This window comes from Thiospirillum jenense, from assembly GCF_014145225.1.
Taxonomy (GTDB): Bacteria; Pseudomonadota; Gammaproteobacteria; order Chromatiales; family Chromatiaceae; genus Thiospirillum; species Thiospirillum jenense.
The window spans coordinates 1-19,615 of record NZ_JABVCQ010000002.1; the positions used below are offsets into that span (position 1 = coordinate 1).

The following is a 19,615-nucleotide window of genomic DNA, read 5'->3' on the forward strand; positions in this document are numbered from 1 at the left end:
TTATTCGTTCAATAAAATCGTTGATACTCCACTCGCGTTTCAATCCTTGTTGTAATGGATATTGGGTTGCAACTCATTGATCCCAATGGCGAAGATTTAATCGCTTGTTGGTTTCAATCCTTGTTGTAATGGATATTGGGTTGCAACTCATTGATCCCAATGGCGAAGATTTAATCGCTTGTTGGTTTCAATCCTTGTTGTAATGGATATTGGGTTGCAACAGTCACCATCGGCGGCGACACACTTCGTGTTCGTATGTTTCAATCCTTGTTGTAATGGATATTGGGTTGCAACCATAGAAGAGGAGGATTATGTAGCCTTACTAAAGAAGTTTCAATCCTTGTTGTAATGGATATTGGGTTGCAACCCGAGGGAATGGCGACTGCTAAGTCAATTGAGTTGACGTTTCAATCCTTGTTGTAATGGATATTGGGTTGCAACCTTGCGTATGAGTGTTCAGTCAGAAATTGGATTTGGAGTTTCAATCCTTGTTGTAATGGATATTGGGTTGCAACTCGGTGTATGCAAGCCATGGACGCACTTGACATGGTTGTTTCAATCCTTGTTGTAATGGATATTGGGTTGCAACATTGCATGCGGCGCCAAGGAAAAAAATGATCGTGCCGCGTTTCAATCCTTGTTGTAATGGATATTGGGTTGCAACAATGCCGAGGACGGCATTTTGGCACTAGAATTGCTGTTTCAATCCTTGTTGTAATGGATATTGGGTTGCAACCGTAACATGAGAGAGACTCCGTGCCGTTTCCGGCGTTGTTTCAATCCTTGTTGTAATGGATATTGGGTTGCAACGGCAATCATTCGTTTCTATACCGTCGCTACTGGTGAAGTTTCAATCCTTGTTGTAATGGATATTGGGTTGCAACACGATATGCGCGGTCAGGCGGCCACAAGGGCGGCCAGTTTCAATCCTTGTTGTAATGGATATTGGGTTGCAACTGCAAATGTCACGGCGTGTTCGCGCAGCAAAACACATGTTTCAATCCTTGTTGTAATGGATATTGGGTTGCAACAGTGGAATGATGATCCGGGCTGTCGGTTTAGAACACCGTTTCAATCCTTGTTGTAATGGATATTGGGTTGCAACCAAAAAGCTAATGCGTCAACTTGACGCGGTATTGTCATGTTTCAATCCTTGTTGTAATGGATATTGGGTTGCAACCGTTTTTAATAGCCGCCATTGCCCGCTTGTGCATTGGTTTCAATCCTTGTTGTAATGGATATTGGGTTGCAACCTCGAGTTCCGTGCGCCGTTACTGAGGTCAATCCAACGTTTCAATCCTTGTTGTAATGGATATTGGGTTGCAACAATACCATGATCGAACTTAACTTAGATGATACCAGTGTTTCAATCCTTGTTGTAATGGATATTGGGTTGCAACTTCTTTTAACTTTAACTTTCACCATAGAGGGTGCAGTTTCAATCCTTGTTGTAATGGATATTGGGTTGCAACGTTGCCACAATCAAGGCGAATTGATTGAGTTAGCTCTGTTTCAATCCTTGTTGTAATGGATATTGGGTTGCAACTTAGCGTCAAAATGGCTAATGACATACCCACCGTTGGTTTCAATCCTTGTTGTAATGGATATTGGGTTGCAACCTCGATTGGTAATTGGAGTTTTTTAATGACAGCGGTTTCAATCCTTGTTGTAATGGATATTGGGTTGCAACTGTGCGCTGACAGCGGCGATTGGCTGACCGTCGAATCGTTTCAATCCTTGTTGTAATGGATATTGGGTTGCAACCAAACAGCATTATCTTCGACACGCACTGTTTTAGCAGGTTTCAATCCTTGTTGTAATGGATATTGGGTTGCAACCCGTCAAAGATGCCCGTGCGATCTTTTGACGCGGTTGCGTTTCAATCCTTGTTGTAATGGATATTGGGTTGCAACATTTAGCCTTGAACGATCCTATGATCGATGCTTGTTTCAATCCTTGTTGTAATGGATATTGGGTTGCAACATCCCACCGATTAATTGAATTTCTGTAGTCATATTGGTTTCAATCCTTGTTGTAATGGATATTGGGTTGCAACAATTTAGTACTGTTCCATCCAACCGACGACAAGTGGAGTTTCAATCCTTGTTGTAATGGATATTGGGTTGCAACTGAATGCCACGCCATCACTTCCAGGCGGGTGGGCGGGGTTTCAATCCTTGTTGTAATGGATATTGGGTTGCAACGTTCCAGTATTGGAGCCAGAGATAAAGGCGCGGCCATGTTTCAATCCTTGTTGTAATGGATATTGGGTTGCAACCCGCCCGCGAGGTTGATTGCGCGGCAGCAGCCGGAGTTTCAATCCTTGTTGTAATGGATATTGGGTTGCAACCGGTTAGCCCGCGGCTATTCCAGATCGCGTCCATGTTTCAATCCTTGTTGTAATGGATATTGGGTTGCAACTAAAAAATGCGGCACTTTCCATTGCATGGAATGAGCGTTTCAATCCTTGTTGTAATGGATATTGGGTTGCAACGGCGGTGATTTTGAACAGTACGAAGATGACTTTATGTTTCAATCCTTGTTGTAATGGATATTGGGTTGCAACCTCTGGATATGTGGTTGCCGCAGCGTTCATGTCCAGGGTTTCAATCCTTGTTGTAATGGATATTGGGTTGCAACCAGAAAAAGCGAACGGTCAGTATCAGGTTATGTAGGTTTCAATCCTTGTTGTAATGGATATTGGGTTGCAACAATTCACAGCGCACTTAATAAAAACGTCGCAGCATGTTTCAATCCTTGTTGTAATGGATATTGGGTTGCAACCGCATTTTTGGCAAAAACCTACAAAATTCAAGCAAATACAAAAAATTTTCTGACCTCCTTTTTGGCATTTTTGACCGAAATTTTGCGAAAAACGGCATATTTTGACCCAAATTTTGACGTTTGAAAGTGCTTTTTTTCTCACTAAAAACAATCATTTACAGCACTTCAGCCGCGCCACCAAAATAATTTTCTGTCAGCAAATTTTACACTTTGGCGGTTTGTTTTTGCAATCCTTGTTGTAATGGATATTGGGTTGCAACTGCGTCAGGATTCTACCGCATCTCTTCCGACATTGGCAACGTCTTCCCGCAATTCAAAATCCCCCGCGGATCGAATTGCTGTTTGATTTTCCACATCATCTCCACTGCGGCCGGCGTCAATTCCCGATCAATAAACTCGCGCTTCTCAATTCCCACGCCATGTTCACCCGACAGCGTACCGCCTAATTCAATGACCGTATTAAAAATCGCACTCACACACTCCCGCGCCCGTGCGAATTCATATTCCGCCGCCGGCAGCACATTGACATGAATATTGCCATTACCGGCATGACCAAAGGTCACGATCCGAATACCCCACTCCCGCCCCAGCGCCGCCAACCGCTCGACAAACTGCGCCATCTGCGCCACCGGCACCACCACATCCTCATTAATCTTCTTCGGCGCCACATGCCGCAGCGCCGGTGACAACGCTTTGCGCGTCTTCCACAGCGCCGCCACCTCATCCGCCGTCGTCGCTACCCGCGCCACCAACATCCCCGCCACCTGCGCCGCCGCCGTCACCGCCGCCGCCGCCCCATCCACACACTCCACAGCCCCATCCACCTCCACCATCAACAACGCCCCGACCTCCGCCCCGATCCCCAAATCCGAATACTCGCGCACCATCGCAATCGCCGCCGCATCCATAAATTCCAACGCACACGGCGTAATCGGCTGCGCCATGATCGCCGCCACCGCTGCCGCCGCCGCGTGAATATCGGCATAAGTGATTTGAATCGTGCGCCGCGCCGCCGGGGCGGGCGTCAACTTCAACGTCGCCTCAGTAATCAGCGCCAACGTCCCCTCCGACCCGATCATCAGCCGCGTCAAGTCATACCCGACCACGCCTTTCGTCGTCATCACCCCGGTACGAATCACCGTCCCGTCACCCGTCACCGCCGTCAACCCGAGCGTATTATCCCGCGGCGTCCCGTACTTGACCGCCCGCGGCCCCGCCGAGTTATGCGCCAAATTGCCGCCAATCGTGCAAACCGCGCTGCTGGTCGGATCGGGCGGCCAAAAAAAGCCATATAAACCAACCGCTTGCTGCAATTGCGCGTTAATCACGCCCGGCTGCACCCGCGCCAACCGATTGGCCGGATCAATCGTGATGATCTGATTCATGCGCTGAAACGCAATCACAATGCCGTCCGATTCCGGCACCGTCGCCCCGGTCGTACCCGTACCCGCCCCCCGCGCCGTCACCGGCAGGCGCTCGGCGTGACAGTAACTGAGTAACTGCTGCACCTGCGCGGTGCTGGTCACAAACGCCACCGCCAGCGGCACACCCTGCCGGCGGCTGTTGTCGTAGCCGTAACACCAGCGGTCAGCCGCATTAGTCAGCAAATTGTCCGCCCCGACAATCTCAATCAATGCGCAGCGGTGCGGCGTGGACAATTGCGGATGAGTTGACATATTCAAAACTGCTCAGTTTTTAATTGATCTGATTAATAAAAATTGATCGTGACATTATTGGTTTGGATCAATTCCCGCATTTTTCAATAACGCCAATAACCGCTGCTGTTCCGCCAAAGCCTGCTCTTTTTCAACACACTCCCGTTGTTGTTGCGCCAAAATCCGTTCTTTTTCCGCCAATACAAATTCCTTTTCAATCCGTTCACGGTCTTTTTCCGCCAATGCCTGCTCTTTTTCAATCAAAGCCAATTCTTTATCAGCCAAAGCCCGCTCTTTTTCAATCCGTTCCTGATCTGCTTTACGTTCTAATTTCTGCAATTCTTCCAAGACTTCATCTTCCACATCCATTGCATCAATTACCGGCCGTTCGGCAATTGCACGATGCAGGCGGCGAATAATTGGCCGATAGCGCTCGGCAACTTCATCCTCCTGAATTTCCAAAATATGTTTATTAACCCCCGGGATTTTATCTTGATTAAACACCTGCAATAATTCCTCTACTTCGCTACGATGATCTTGGCGCAAACGCGGGATTTGAATGATGTAACTATCATGCGTCAAACTTTCAATAAACGGCTCGCGCTCGGCAATTGATTCATTCGTGGTCAAATCATAATACTCGCGCCCAACCCGAATCACCGGCGCCGTAATATAATTTAATGGATGACCTAAAAAATAAATCGTCACCAACGGCAGCGCCTGTTTATTCCCCTGCTCGATGCGCACGTTATTGACATCGGCGTATTGAGTGCCCAAATACCGGCGAAAGCGCATAATGTCCGTTTCAAACTTCGCTTTTTGAATTTCAATTAACACTTTGCGGTATTCACCCGCCGCATTTTTAATCGTCGCAGCAAAATCCAAGCGATAAACAGTTAAACTGTGGACGGCAATTTGTTCTTGCGGGCGGCAGTCTAATTCAATAATTTCTTCGCCAAGAATCGTGGAAATGATGAGTTTGGCAAGTTGATTGTCTTCTAATAGATACTTGAACACAGAATCATAAATTGGATTGGCAATGCGCATGGGAACAACTCGGGTGAAATAATCAGTGTTGGGCGTTGATTGAATTGACTGCCGACGATCAGCCGTTTGGATCAATTCCCGCATTTTTGAGTAACGCTAATAATCGTTGTTGTTCTGCCAAAGCTAATTCTTTTTCAATTCGTTCACGTTCTCTTTCTGCCAACACAAATTCCTTTTCAATTCGCTCCCGTTGTTGCTGCGCCAAAGCTAATTCTTTTTCCGCCAATGCCTGCTCTTTTTCAACTAAAGCCAATTCTTTATCAGCCAAAGCCTGCTCTTTTTCAATCCGTTCCTGATCTGCTTTACGTTCTAATTTCTGCAATTCTTCCAAGACTTCATCTTCCACATCCATTGCATCAATTACCGGCCGTTCGGCAATTGCACGATGCAGGCGCCGAATAATTGGCCGATAGCGCTCGGCAACTTCATCCTCCTGAATTTCCAAAATATGTTTATTAACCCCCGGGATTTTATCTTGATTAAACACCTGCAATAATTCCTCTACTTCACTACGATGATCTTGGCGCAAACGCGGAATTTGAATGATGTAACTATCATGCGTCAAACTTTCAATAAACGGCTCGCGCTCGGCAATTGATTCATTCGTGGTCAAATCATAATACTCGCGCCCGACCCGAATCACCGGCGCCGTAATATAATTTAATGGATGACCTAAAAAATAAATCGTCACCAGCGGCAGCGCCTGTTTATTCCCCTGCTCGATGCGCACGTTATTGACGTCGGCGTATTGAGTGCCCAAATACCGGCGAAAGCGCATAATGTCTGTTTCAAACTTCGCTTTTTGAATTTCAATTAATACTTTGCGGTATTCACCCGCCGCATTTTTAATCGTCGCGGCAAAATCTAAGCGATAAACAGTTAAACTGTGGACGGCAATTTGTGCAATGTGTTCTTGCGGGCGGCAGTCTAATTCAATAATTTCTTCGCCAAGAATTGTTGAAATGATAAGTTTGGCAAGTTGATTGTCTTCTAATAAATACTTGAAAACTGAATCGTAGATTGGATTGGCAATGCGCATGGGAACAACTCGGGTGAAATAATCAGTGTTGGGCGTTGTTTGAATTGACTGCCGACGATCAGCCGTTTGGATCAATTCCCGCATTTTTCAATAACGCCAATAATCGTTGTTGTTCTGCCAAAGCTTGCTCCTTTTCAATCAAAGCCAATTCTTTATCAGCCAAAGCCTGCTCTTTTTCAATCCGTTCCTGATCTGCTTTACGTTCTAATTTCTGCAATTCTTCCAAGACTTCATCTTCCACATCCATTGCATCAATTACCGGCCGTTCGGCAATTGCACGATGCAGGCGCCGAATAATTGGCCGATAGCGCTCGGCAACTTCATCCTCCTGAATTTCCAAAATATGTTTATTAACCCCCGGGATTTTATCTTGATTAAACACCTGCAATAATTCCTCTACTTCACTGCGATAGTCTTGGTGCAACCGCGGGATTTGAATGATGTAACTATCATGCGTCAAACTTTCAATAAACGGCTCGCGCTCGGCAATTGATTCATTCGTGGTTAAATCATAATACTCGCGCCCAACCCGAATCACCGGCGCCGTAATATAATTTAATGGATGACCTAAGAAATAAATTGTCACCAACGGCAGCGCCTGTTTATTCCCCTGATCTACGCGCACGTTATTGACGTCGGCGTATTGACTGCCCAAATACCGGCGAAAGCGCATAATGTCCGTTTCAAACTTCGCTTTTTGAATTTCAATTAACACTTTGCGGTATTCACCCGCCGCATTTTTAATCGTCGCAGCAAAATCCAAGCGATAAACCGTTAAACTGTGGACGGCAAGTTGCGCAGTGTGTTCTTGCGGGCGGCAGTCTAATTCAGTAATTTCCTCGCCAAGAATTGTTGAAATGATAAGTTTGGCAAGTTGATTGTCTTCTAATAAATACTTGAAAACTGAATCGTAGATTGGATTGGCAATGCGCATGGGAATAACTCAGGTGAAATAATCAGTGTTTGGGCGTTGATTGAATTGACTGCCAAAAATGATTTGGTTGCGACTCAATCTATTTCAAAAGAGGCGTTTAGTCTGTCAAGCAAAGTGAAAAATCTTAATTATCTTGTTGAGATTCTTCAGGTGCGCTGACTTTGAAGCGACAGCGCATTCTGAATTCCTGCTTTCGCGGGAATGACACCTGTCTTAACCGAAGAACTTAACAGCCCTGCTTTATGAATAGGGGACAGGGGATTTAATCAAGATTCACATATTGAAACAGCCGCACAATGTGCTTCACTCCGGGAATACGCCGCACCTTGCGCACCACCGCCTCCGCCTCCAAATCCGTCACCACACCCATTAAATAAATCGTCGCGTCATGCGCCACAATTTTCACCCGCAATGGATCAAATCCGGGCAAGTTAATTCCCGCTAATTCCAATTTAGCGCGGGAACTTAAATACTCATCTTCCGTCACCCGCCCGGCACTCCGCGCCGCCGTCCCAACGCGCACTTCATTAAATACCTGCTTCACTTGTGGCAGGCGACTAACTAATTGCGCGAATTGCCGCCGCGCCCGCTCACCTTGACTATCACCCGTTAATAACACATTGCGATTATAACTGGTGACGTTAATATCGGCGTAATCATTAATACTCGGATATTGCAATAACAACGCCCGCGCCCGCCATTCAATGGTTTCATCAGTTAAAACCGTTTGCGCACTGCGCCGTTCATGTAAGACCACGCCACCATACGCAGCACCGGCGACTAATAATGGACCGGCGCAACTGGTGAGTAATGGCACCATGCTACCCATTAACATTAACCGCACGGCCATTGCGCGATAATTAGGCGATGTGGAGGTATGATTATTTGTTGCCATAGTGTCATTATTCAATGTTGATGTGCTGCTGTGATTAATTGTCGGGCTGTGGTAATTGAGTGGCGAAAGCGGCGGGGTGTTAATTGGCGTCGTGAACATGAAACGCACTCCTCAACCAGGTGCATTGCCCGTTGCCGTTAATGGCAATCACATCAAAGCGGCACGGATCATCACTTGGGTATTGTTGTAAATAGCGTTGCGCGGCGGCAATTAACCGCTGTTGTTTGCGCAGTGTCACGCTGGCAGTCGCGCCACCAAAAGAATGATTGGCGCGATAACGCACTTCAATAAAAACGAGCGTGTCACCATCGCGCATGATTAAATCTAATTCCCCAGCGCGGCAGCGATAATTGCGCATAATTAATTCCAACCCGCGTTGTTCAAGGAATAAACAGGCGTGTTGTTCATACGCAAGGCCTTTAGCAAAGTGTGACAGCGGTTGCATAATAGAACGGCAGGATAATGACAAGGTTTAATTTGCAGATGTGACGTGGACACGGTGCTTGACAAAAGCAGGGCGGGCGATACGGCTGAATTTTGCAGAACTGTTTTCGACGTATTATACTGGCAACACGATCATATAACGACTTCAAATTCGTGTGTGTGATCGTTTGTGTTATTGAGTGAAAAATCTGAATTTAATGAAGGGGCTAAAAATGGAAAACTATCACGCATTTTATAAAAATTTGGGCTATGAGTTAATGAACGAAATAACACAAGCCTTTGGTTTTACTGATCAGCAGATCGAACGCGGTGGATATTATGAGAACAGAGAAAAAGTTTATCTAACTATCAAGATAGAAGAAAATTACAGCATTAAGTTTTTGGAGTGGCGCGATACACCCGAAGTTCCACGTCGTTTTTACATCATATTTTTCAACGAAAATGAACCGCGTCCTTATGTGTTTCAACTTGATCTATCGCTGCTTGTGACAAACGATGTTTCTAGTTTTTTATGGTATTTAAATCGGCCTACAAAAGCTGAAAATATAGAAGTTTTCAAATGGTTGCATCTGTCGCCAGTAGATAGAGAAACAGCTAATTATAAAAATTACTGTGAATTAAGACAACAATTAAATTTTGTTCATCAAGACGAGAAATTAATCAGCAAAGTGCTTGTTGAAAATAAAAAATGGGACTGTTTGTGTGACAGTTTTATAGAACTTACAAAAGCAATGCTTGAAAAACATGGAATGGTCAATAAAAATGAATTAGTAATAAATCACAGTCAAGTTGGTAAAGAAAGGCGAGACCAAGCCGATTTTCGATTACGCCTGCTACGTTTGTATGATTGCCAATGCGTCATTACCGGAGAAACAACGCCCGAGGTGATAGAAGCAGTGCGTATTAGTAAAGCAGGTGGCTTTGAACTAGAAAACGGGATTTTACTAAGGTCAGACTTACGACGCCTGTTTGATGCAAATTTAATTGCAATCAATCCTGACACGAAAAAAATAGCGGTCTCTCCTCAACTTCGTAGTAGAACAGAATACAAGGATTTGAAAGGTAAACATATTATAGAACGGCAGGATAATGACAATGAACTCGATTCTGATTATTTACAGGAAAGATGGGATGCCGCCGGTGTTACCGGTGCGGAAAATTGGTTAACTTCATCATAAATGATCCGCCCCTGTTTAAATACACCGAAATAAAAGGTGACACGCTGCTTACTGCTGAGATGTGAACAAAACATTCGTTTTATACCGCCGTAAGCAGCACCCATTATTGAGTTTTAATTACCACGCCCCACCTGCTGCACCCGCCGCACCCCAGTCGCTGTGAATTGCGCCAACGCTAATTGCCGCACCATCACACCCTGCGGATCCACGCTTAATTCACCCGTCGCGCCGCTAAATACCAACCCCGGATCCTGCCGCAACGCCGCCGCATACGGCGCAACTCGATACGCATCTATGCCCATCGCGTATAGCCGCGCCAATGGCCCCGTCACACCCGGCAACGTCGCCTGCAATTGCTCACGGGTTAATGGATCAGCCGCGTTCTGCTCTAATAACCAGGGAATATCCACGAAATACAACCCAATTAAACCTGATTCGCGCACCACATTATTCAATCCATCATGCACATGTGAAGTGGTAATGACCGGCAATTGCGTTCGATTCGCCTGTTCTAATAGCGGCCATAATTCATCAATGACCGTATTCGTCGCCACCACAAAAATCACATCCGCTTTTGATCCCGCTAATAAACTCCCAATTGCCGCGCCATAACCACCCGAGGTCGCGCCATACACCTGCTCGCGCACCACCGTCCCGCCCAATGCACGAAATGCACTGCGAAATGCACTCGCCAAGCGCGTTCCCCATTGCCCCTGCGGCGCTAATAATAATGCACTGCGCAATCCCGACGCCCACGCATATTGCGCCGCGTTAATTGCCTCATCTTCGGGGGATAATGCAAACAACGTCAATTGATCCGGCAGGTTTAATTGCCGCCCGCTATTCGGTGAATCATCCGAAATACGATTAAGTGCTAAGGTCGGTACCGGCAATTCCCGCCGACTCACTAATTCATCCACCGCCGTTTTTTCTAATGGACCAATAACGACATCACTGCCCGCCGTCACGGCCGCATCATACACCGCTGGCGTTTGAGCGGATGGCACATGTAAATACGGCCGCGCTCCAGAATGATTCGCATCATAAGCCGCCATCAATCCCGTGCGAATTGCATGACTGGCATCCGCAAACCGCCCGCCTTTCGGTAATAAGACCGCCACGCGACTATTCGCCGGATAATGACCAGCGCGAGCGCCGTAATACACTTCGGCCAATTCAGGCAATGCCGGATGATGATTATGCGCCGCCCGCCAACTTTGATAACTCACCTCGGCAATACTATGATTGGTAGTACTGCGAAATAACCGCGCAATATCAATCCAATCACGCAACTGTTCATTACCAGCCGTCCGCGCCGCATGATTTAATGCCGTCGAATTTAATGTATTTAATGTCGTCAAAATTGCCAATTGATTATCCCGCCGGGCGGTGGATAATGGCGGATATAACCCATCGCGGCGATCCAATTGTGCAACAGCTTGCACCGGCTGCCCAACAAAGCGATACGCCGCCGCTAATAACCCCCAATAGCGCAGCGTCAATTCGGGGGATAAACCACGCGGCGATGAGTGCGTTAAAATGCTAATCACTTCATTTGCCCGCCCGTTATTAAACGCCAATTCAGCCGTACGCAGCGCATTCGGTGCATCGCGGTGCGGCGATGTACTACAGCCGGCGATAATTAAACATAACACGCACACAAACCCAGTGAGATGAGCATAAAATCGAATAGATGTTAATTGCATCATAAAAGCCCGCTAATGATTAACACAGTGATTGATAGCAACTGTGACAAGTGAATAATAAAGCTGACCAGCGCCCGTTCGTCCAGTTTATGGTTAATAGTGATTCAATAATGCTTGCACCGTCGCCGCATCCTCGCGCAGCAAACAATTTGCAATCCATTTATACTGTCGCCCTAATACGCGCTGATCTTTTAACCGCGCTGTTTCATCCAGCGCCGCCCGAGTTGCATCACTCAGCGCCCACTGCGCTAATTCAGTTTGCGGCAAATGACACAAGCGTTTTGCCAGCATTTGTAACGCTTTATGGTCACGTTTTAATTGACTTTTACTCGGCGGTTGCGGTGATTCTAATTCTATCATTGTTGTTACTCATCAGTGACAATAAAACAAACAAAGGGGATTAGTGATGATTATCAGTACAGATCGGTTATTGGCGCGCACAGTCATCGTTGCCATATTAATAATCAGCGTGATTGGGTGTGATCGCACCGATGATAGCAAAGACAAGCTGTCAGTGAAAACCAGCATCATCTTTTTGCATTATTTTACGGATTCCTTGAGCGGTGGTATTAATGACATGGCGGCTGTATTTAATAGCCGCAATCAACAATATGATCTAAAACCCACCGCGATTAATCATGAATCATTTGAAACCAGCATCCGCTACACCCTCAAATCCAGCCCACCCGATTTATATTCTTATTGGGCCGGCGCCCGCACCCAATCTATTTTAGAAGATTTAACGCCCATTGATCGCGTGTGGCAACAATACCAACTCGATCAGTGTTTTTCGCCCGTGATTATTAAAGCAGCTTGCGAATATGATGGCCACAAATATTTTGTTCCCTTGACCCAGCATTATATTGGTTTTTTCTATAACAAAAAGATTTTTGATACACACAATATCACACCGCCGACTACTTGGGATGAATTCCTAGTCGTATGTGAGCAATTGAAAAACCAGCAAATCATCCCCATTGCATTAGGTATACGCGAAAAATGGCCAGCGCAATTTTGGTTTGATTTATTGCTCATGCGTACCGCACCCTATTCATTTCGTAGCCAATTGATGCAAGGGCAAGTGGGTTATGATAATCCCGTTGTTACTGCTGTATTTGAGACCTGGGCGCAATTGATTGAGCGTGGTTATTTTAATGCCGAACCAAATGATCTCTCTTGGGATACTGGCGCGAATGAATTGGTGTATACCGGCAAAGCCGCCATGACATTGGTTGGCAGTTGGGTGATTGGGCAATGGACAGATGCGCAACATCAATGGGTTGCCGGGCGTGATTTTGACTTTTTTTCATTTCCTATCATTGATCCAATCATTCCATTAGTGTCCACCGGTCCAATTGACGGATTAGTAGTACCAGGTCGCGCTGTGAATAAAAACGGCGCTGAAGAAGTGATGGTGTTTTTGACCGAAGCCGCCCCACAGTTGGCAATGAGTCGTGGCGCTGGTGCATTAGCGCCGAGTTTAAAAGTGTCAGCGCAGGAGTATGACACGGTGCGCCAACGAATGATGCAAGAAATCATGCATAGTGCGCATTTTGCATTCCCGTATGATTTATCTACCCCACCCCCCATTGCCGATTTAGGGATTAATGCGATGACTGAATTCCTCGAATTTCCTGCCGAACGTCAGCAAATACAACAGCGATTAGCAGATGATGTGGCGCATTGGTTTACCATAAATCCGTTACACCAATCTCAATAATTGTAATGATTGCCAACTATCTTGCACGTCTAACATTTCGCCAAAAACTCCAATTGAGTTTTGCGGTGATGATGATACTAATTTCAATCAACGCAGTGGCGGCAAATCTTATTATGTTGTCGGTCAATCGGCAAATGGAGTATTGCAGCCGTATTGAGCGTGTGATTCGCATTGTTAATCAAGTCAATATCGCAGCGAATCATTTTTCCCGCACACATTCACGCGAACATGCTAATCAAGTATATGCGTTACTAGAAACAATTCATGCGTGGTTAAAAGATCGTGGCCGCGTTGAATTTGAATTGAGCCGCACGGGTATCAATAGTCAACTTGACCGATTTCGTGTTAAATTTCAAAAATTTGTGATTGAACGCGATCAAATGGCGGCATTAGAAAATAGCACCATCACATTAGGGCGTAATCTGGTTAGCACCCTGTCAACCATGCGCACATATCAGACGGGATTATTTAATAGCAACGAATTAACCAATATCATTAGTCAGGTGTTAAACATTCAGTGGCAAGGACAAGAAGTGGCATTAACCAATACCTTACCGGCGGCAACCCGATTGCGCACTATTGCTGAACAATTAATGACCGATGCTGAACGCGCCCATGCCATACCGCGCCCAGACAATAGTGAACAACGTGCTTTTTTCCGAATTATGCGGGATGCGCGTGATTATGTGTCCATGTTTGAACGTTTTATTCAACAGTCTATTCAAACTGTACAAACAGAAAAAGAATTATTGATGTTGAGCGATGAAGTGTATCAAATGAGTGTGGCGCTCGAAAACCAAAGTCGCCAACATATTCGGCAGCGTATTTTCAATGCAAATCTAATGATGATTTTGATGTTTGGGATGTCACTGGTCGCCGCACAGAAAATTAAAAACTTTTTATTTGTGCAAATCACCACGCCGATTAGCCGATTAGTTGGCGTGACCAAACACATTGCCACTGGGGCGCGTAGTGTTCGGGCAACAATCGATGTTAAAGATGAAATTGGTGAATTGGCACAGTCTATTAATACAATGACGGACAGTTTGCAGCATTCAGAAAATGCGTTATTGCAAGCCAATCAAACATTAGAGCAACGTATTCGGGAGCGCACGGAAGAACTGATGGAATCCAATCGGCAATTAGCGGCACTCACACGCATTGATGGCTTAACGGGTATTGCCAATCGGCGACATTTTGATGAAGTGTTGCATCGTGAACATACGCGCCATATTCGCTCAGGGGCGCCGTTATCGTTGATTTTATTAGATGTGGATTTTTTCAAATTCTATAATGATAACTACGGTCATGCGCAGGGCGATGAATGCTTACGTCAAATCGCGCAATTATTAAGTCAAAGCGTTACGCGCACCTCAGATTTTGTGGCGCGCTATGGTGGTGAAGAATTCGTTTGTATTTTACCTAATACGCCATTAGCCGGCGCGGAGATGATTGCTGAAACCATTCGCCATACCATTGTGACGGCTGCCATTCCACATCAATTCTCTCACGTTGCACCATGCGTCACGGCTAGTTTAGGCGTGATTTCAGCGTATTGTAATTCAAATGTATCGGCAATGTTGTTATTAAATGCAGTGGATCGTCAATTGTATCGTGCTAAAGAAAATGGGCGCAATTGCATGGCGAGTGAGACAATAGAACAGCTATCAAAAACTCCATGAGTTTAATCGTTTATATACGGTATTGATTAACCATTTTATTTAATCGTTGTGCTAAATCATCAAGATGATCACACGCCGCCACCACCCGATCAGCACTCATTAACGTTTGTTCAGCTAAATCACGAATACTCACCACATTGCGATTCATTTCTTCACCAACAGCGGATTGTTGTTCAGCGGCGGTTGCAATCTGTGTATTCATGTCGTTAATTAACATGACGGCATTCACAATGGCGCTGAGTGCATCACCCGTTTGACGCACCGCATTCACACTATTTATCACTTGTTGCCGCCCACGTCCCATAATGGTCACGGCACTCTGCACACCATTTTGCAAGCAGTGAATCATGTCTTGAATTGTTTGCGTTGATTCTTGAGTGCGCTTGGCTAATGCACGCACTTCATCTGCTACTACCGCAAACCCGCGCCCTTGTTCACCCGCCCGCGCTGCTTCAATTGCCGCATTTAATGCTAATAAATTGGTTTGATCGGCAATTTCGTGAATGACGCCCACAATACTGCCAATGTGATTCGCATTTTCACCTAAATTTTCAATTGCGGCTGTCGCTTCAGTTACAATCATTGCTAATTGGTCAATCACACTCATTGTATGATGCGCTAATTGGTGGCCTGCATGGGCTTCAATACTGGCTTGATGCGCGGCATCGGCGGCAGCAACCGTATTACGCGCCACATCGGTGACCGTTATTGACACTTCATTCATTGCCATTGCCACCATATCGGTTTCGTGATGCTGCTGCCCCATCAATTGATGTGTGGCAGTCGTCGCTTCGGTCATTTCACGCGTCGCATTGGTTAATAATGACATGGATTCTTGTAAATGACCAATCACCGTTGCCAGTCGCGCTTGCAGCATTTTAATTGCTTGTAAAATCGCACCAACTTCATTCGTTTGGTTAATACTAATGGCATAGGTTAAATCACCACCGGCGATCTTTTTGGCGGCAATCATAATTGTTTGTACAGGTTGCAATAGAGTATTTGCCAGCCAATAGGCAATGGTCAAACCGAATGCCAGCGTGGCAACACCAATCCAAATATTGTTCAACCAGCCGGCCGCCACCGCGCCAATCCCAGTCAACATAAAACTCATCATTAACTGTGTTTGATAGCCAATATCCGGCCACCAGGATTGCGGTAATTCCGTTAATTGCCGCGCCCGTACTTTGGCATAGAGCGCATCGGCTTCTTGGATTTGCAGGCGGGTTGGTTTAACTCGCACCGATTGATAACCAGTGAGTGTATCGCCATCATAAACTGGAGTGACATAGGCATCTACCCAATAATGATCGCCATTCTGACAGCGGTTTTTAACAATCCCCCGCCATGATTTACCGCTTTTAACCGTGTCCCACAGTTGTTTAAATGCAGCAGCAGGCATATCAGGATGACGCACGATATTATGACTAGCGCCCAACAACGTCGTTTCATCAAAGCCACTGACAGCGACAAAAGCGCGATTGCAATAAGTAATGATCCCTTTGGTATCAGTCACGGAGACAAGAATATGTGATGCGGGGTAATCATTTTCTTTGCCGGTAACTGGCAGGTTTATTTTCATAATGATTGGTCATGTTTAATAAAATCAGGGATGTTATAGTTGAGTAATAGGCAACGGAAGCGCAGGTTAATTCATTTCACGGCAGGCAAGACAGTAACAGTGAAATTGATATAATGCTTGTAATTGCGCAACCGACAGTGCGTTTAACCAAGCAGTGCGTTCAGTTATACTGCATTGACGAACCGTATGTAGTGGACAATCATCTGGATTATTTTGATTGAATGGACAAGCAAAAATTAATCCCAATGATCGGGTGCGGAGTTGTTCAAGTTGGTTATCTTGTGCAAACATCGGTGGCTGAAACTGTATTATTAAACATGGCGTTGATTTTATTTTAACACAGATGCAACCAATTCCGCATTGCACAATAAATAAACCGGCCCTCCAGTTTAACTTATTTCCCTTTTAACGGCGGGTGGCGCTTGTTATTTCGAGCGGCGCGAGAATCTTTGATTAGTTTAGCTAAGAATTCTTAATTGCTGCGCCCCTGTAAAATGACGTTTTTTGCCAATAGAATAGGCTGGACAGTTATAAAAAATCAACCAACCGCGCCGCGTTTTCTTAATGATCTATAATTATCAAGTGATGATTGATAACACACTGTCATTGGCTATTGATTACCTCACTCCCACAGCGTATCATCACCCAAGCAGCAACCAGTGCGCGTTGCCACCGTTATTTTTTCGTTATTCACCGCACCTGCGGAGAGCCATTTGATATGAATCCGACCCGTATTCGTGGCAGTATTGTCGCGCTCGTGACCCCCATGACGCCCACTGGTGAATTGGATTGGCCGCAATTGCAGCAATTAGTGGAATTTCACATTGCGCAAGGCACCGCCGCCATTGTCTCCGTCGGCACCACCGGCGAATCCGCCACACTGGATGAGGACGAACATTGCCGTGTGATTGCCAAAACCGTCGAATACGTCGCCGGCCGCATTCCCGTCATCGCCGGCACGGGCGCTAATTCAACGACCGAAGCCATCCGTTTAACCACTTGCGCCCAACACGCGGGGGCAGACGCCGCGCTACTGGTCACACCCTATTACAACAAACCCACCCAGCAAGGTTTATACCTACATCACCGCGCCATCGCCGAAGCGGTTGATATTCCACAGATTTTATACAACGTCCCCGGGCGCACCGCCTGTGATCTGCTACCCGAGACCACCGCTCGGCTGGCAGAATTGCCCAACATCATTGGCATCAAAGACGCCACCGGCAACCTCGACCGCGCTCGTGAATTGCGCGCCCAGTGCGGCGCGGATTTTTTGCTCTACAGTGGTGACGACGCCACCGCCTGCGCCTTCATGCTCGGCGGCGGCGATGGCGTGATTTCCGTCACCAGCAACGTCGCCCCCGCCGCCATGCGGGCGCTGTGTGACGCCGCGCTGGCCGGCGATCAAATGACCGCCACCACCATCAACGCGCAATTAGATCAATTGCACCAGGCGCTCTTCGTGCAATCCAATCCCATTCCCGTTAAATGGGCGGTTGCGCAATTGGGTTTATGCCAAGCCGGTATTCGCCTACCACTCACCTGGTTGACCGAAGATTGCCATGCCAGAGTCCGCGCTGCGTTAATTCACGCCGGCGTCTGTGAATGATATGTTAATTAACTTTATCATGCGGGTTATTTCGATTAGCCGCGTTCATTTGTAATAACCATGTTGATTCAGATGTCGTCATCACGCGCTCATTTTTTATTAGTGTACGGGTTATTGTTAGGATTGGCAGGCTGTAGCAGCACCCAATTAGATCAATACCTGCCCGACCAACGGTTGCAATATCAAAAACAAACCGAAGCGCGGGAGAATCTCGAATTACCGCCAGATTTGACAGCGGTCAATTTTGATGACGCACTGGATATTCCCGCCGCGAATGGCACCGCGACCTATTCAAATTACACGTCGGGGCGCGCCCAGCAAACAACCGCATCCGCTCAATCATCACCCATCAATTCAGCGGTATTACCGATGGTGGCGGGCGTGACATTGGCGCGCTCTGGTGATAAACGCTGGTTAGTGATTCAAGCGTCACCACAGCGGGTGTGGCCGCAATTGATTACCTTTTGGCGCCAGCAGGGCATTTTATTATTAGAACAAAGCCCGACAACGGGAATTATTAAAACCGATTGGATTGAAAATCGTGCCGATATTCAAAAAGATATGGTGACGAACTTGTTTCGCAAGGTCGTGGATGGCATGTACTCATCCGGCACCCGCGATCAATACCGAGTGCGATTAGATACCGGCAATACACCCGAAACCAGTGAAATCTTTTTAACGCATCACGGAATGCAAGAGCGGCTGGTGAATAATGCACTCGGGCAGGATACCAATAGCATTTGGGAACCGAGCGCCAGTGATCCTGATAAAGAAGTGGCAATGATGCGGCGATTAATGCTGCATTTAGGCGTGAATGACCAGCGCGCTCGTCAATTATTAACTGCCGCGCCGGGTAATGAAGCGGCCGCTGCTTCTGAATTAACCACAGCGCCATCATCCCGCTCCAAAGCGCAATTAACCGTGACTAATGAACGGGCGGAGTTGTTAATGCCACAACCCTTTGCCGATGCGTGGCGGCGGGTGGGATTGGCGCTGGATCGAACGGGATTTGCGGTGGCTGACCGTGACCGCAGCAAGGGCATCTTTTTTGTCCGCTATGATGATCCTAATCGCGAGCCGATGGCGAATACTGGGCTAACGTCGCGCTTGGCATTTTGGAAAGAGACGAATAAAGATCGCAAAGTTGAGCAATATCAGGTGCGTTTGGTCGAACAACAGGGCGGCGCCACTCGCGTCACGGTTCACGATGCCAACGGCGCGGCGGATACCACCACGACGGCTGGGCGGATTTTAGGATTGGTGGAAGAGGCGCTGCGATAATAATCAATGTAATAAGTTGCGGCACGACGATCCCGCTTTTTATTTCGCATCATTTTGGC

General features: G+C 46.6%; 14 protein-coding genes and 1 CRISPR repeat array. Of the genes, 5 read left to right on the forward strand and 9 right to left on the reverse strand.

All coding sequences use genetic code 11. The features are described from left to right. Positions 1-36 precede the first annotated feature (36 nt). Positions 37-2,784: direct repeats of the CRISPR family, unit length 37 nt; unit sequence GTTTCAATCCTTGTTGTAATGGATATTGGGTTGCAAC. A gap of 272 nt (positions 2,785-3,056) precedes the next feature. The 6 genes from HUK38_RS00765 to HUK38_RS00790 form a co-directional block, all read right to left on the reverse strand. Beyond that, positions 3,057-4,460 (reverse strand): FAD-binding oxidoreductase, encoded by a 1,404-nt coding sequence (locus HUK38_RS00765; RefSeq protein WP_182581872.1) that lies wholly within the window; start codon positions 4,458-4,460, stop codon positions 3,057-3,059. Between the two features lie 54 nt (positions 4,461-4,514). Continuing rightward, entirely contained in the window at positions 4,515-5,486 is a 972-nt protein-coding gene (locus tag HUK38_RS00770) for a hypothetical protein (protein WP_238787346.1), read from the reverse strand. Between the two features lie 58 nt (positions 5,487-5,544). Further along, the gene (locus HUK38_RS00775; RefSeq protein WP_182581874.1) at positions 5,545-6,609 is read right to left on the reverse strand and encodes a hypothetical protein; all 1,065 of its coding nucleotides are present in this window, start codon (positions 6,607-6,609) and stop codon (positions 5,545-5,547) included. After that, on the reverse strand, positions 6,584-7,459 hold the full coding sequence (locus tag HUK38_RS00780) for a hypothetical protein (protein ID WP_182581875.1): 876 nt from the start codon (positions 7,457-7,459) through the stop codon (positions 6,584-6,586). Before HUK38_RS00780 ends, HUK38_RS00775 begins: the two co-directional genes overlap by 26 nt. Before the next feature lie 262 nt (positions 7,460-7,721). Continuing rightward, positions 7,722-8,453, reverse strand: a complete 732-nt coding sequence (locus HUK38_RS00785; protein ID WP_203218644.1) for a BON domain-containing protein — start codon at positions 8,451-8,453, stop codon at positions 7,722-7,724. Next, the gene (locus HUK38_RS00790) at positions 8,434-8,799 is read right to left on the reverse strand and encodes a YraN family protein (protein ID WP_182581876.1); all 366 of its coding nucleotides are present in this window, start codon (positions 8,797-8,799) and stop codon (positions 8,434-8,436) included. The genes HUK38_RS00785 and HUK38_RS00790 overlap by 20 nt, the downstream gene beginning before the upstream one ends. Positions 8,800-8,977: 178 nt before the next feature. Between HUK38_RS00790 and HUK38_RS00795 the strand changes: the two genes are divergently transcribed. Then, complete coding sequence (locus tag HUK38_RS00795; RefSeq protein ID WP_182581877.1) at positions 8,978-9,976, forward strand: HNH endonuclease; 999 nt, start codon at positions 8,978-8,980, stop codon at positions 9,974-9,976. A gap of 113 nt (positions 9,977-10,089) precedes the next feature. Here the strand turns inward: HUK38_RS00795 and HUK38_RS00800 are convergent, their stop codons facing one another. Together HUK38_RS00800 and HUK38_RS00805 are read right to left on the reverse strand one after the other, a co-directional pair. Next, positions 10,090-11,685, reverse strand: coding sequence for a penicillin-binding protein activator (locus HUK38_RS00800; RefSeq protein ID WP_182745101.1), 1,596 nt, complete (start codon positions 11,683-11,685; stop codon positions 10,090-10,092). Positions 11,686-11,775: 90 nt separating this feature from the next. Beyond that, positions 11,776-12,042 (reverse strand): dual-action ribosomal maturation protein DarP, encoded by a 267-nt coding sequence (locus HUK38_RS00805; RefSeq protein WP_182581879.1) that lies wholly within the window; start codon positions 12,040-12,042, stop codon positions 11,776-11,778. Between the two features lie 46 nt (positions 12,043-12,088). On the opposite strand from HUK38_RS00805, the gene HUK38_RS00810 reads away from it, so the two are divergent. Together HUK38_RS00810 and HUK38_RS00815 are read left to right on the forward strand one after the other, a co-directional pair. After that, positions 12,089-13,402: an ABC transporter substrate-binding protein gene (locus tag HUK38_RS00810; RefSeq protein WP_182581880.1), complete on the forward strand. Its 1,314-nt coding sequence runs from the start codon at positions 12,089-12,091 to the stop codon at positions 13,400-13,402. Between the two features lie 68 nt (positions 13,403-13,470). Next, positions 13,471-15,084, forward strand: a complete 1,614-nt coding sequence (locus tag HUK38_RS00815; RefSeq protein WP_182581881.1) for a diguanylate cyclase — start codon at positions 13,471-13,473, stop codon at positions 15,082-15,084. A gap of 10 nt (positions 15,085-15,094) precedes the next feature. On the opposite strand, the gene HUK38_RS00820 is transcribed toward HUK38_RS00815, so the two are convergent. Then, a complete protein-coding gene (locus tag HUK38_RS00820) occupies positions 15,095-16,666 on the reverse strand; it encodes a methyl-accepting chemotaxis protein (protein ID WP_182581882.1) in 1,572 nt (523 codons plus the stop codon). A gap of 718 nt (positions 16,667-17,384) precedes the next feature. Here HUK38_RS00820 and dapA point away from each other — a divergent pair. Both dapA and bamC read left to right on the forward strand, forming a co-directional pair. Further along, positions 17,385-18,275, forward strand: a complete 891-nt coding sequence (dapA, locus tag HUK38_RS00825) for a 4-hydroxy-tetrahydrodipicolinate synthase (protein ID WP_182581883.1) — start codon at positions 17,385-17,387, stop codon at positions 18,273-18,275. Between the two features lie 60 nt (positions 18,276-18,335). Then, a complete protein-coding gene (bamC, locus tag HUK38_RS00830) occupies positions 18,336-19,556 on the forward strand; it encodes an outer membrane protein assembly factor BamC (RefSeq protein WP_203218645.1) in 1,221 nt (406 codons plus the stop codon). Positions 19,557-19,615 lie beyond the last annotated feature (59 nt).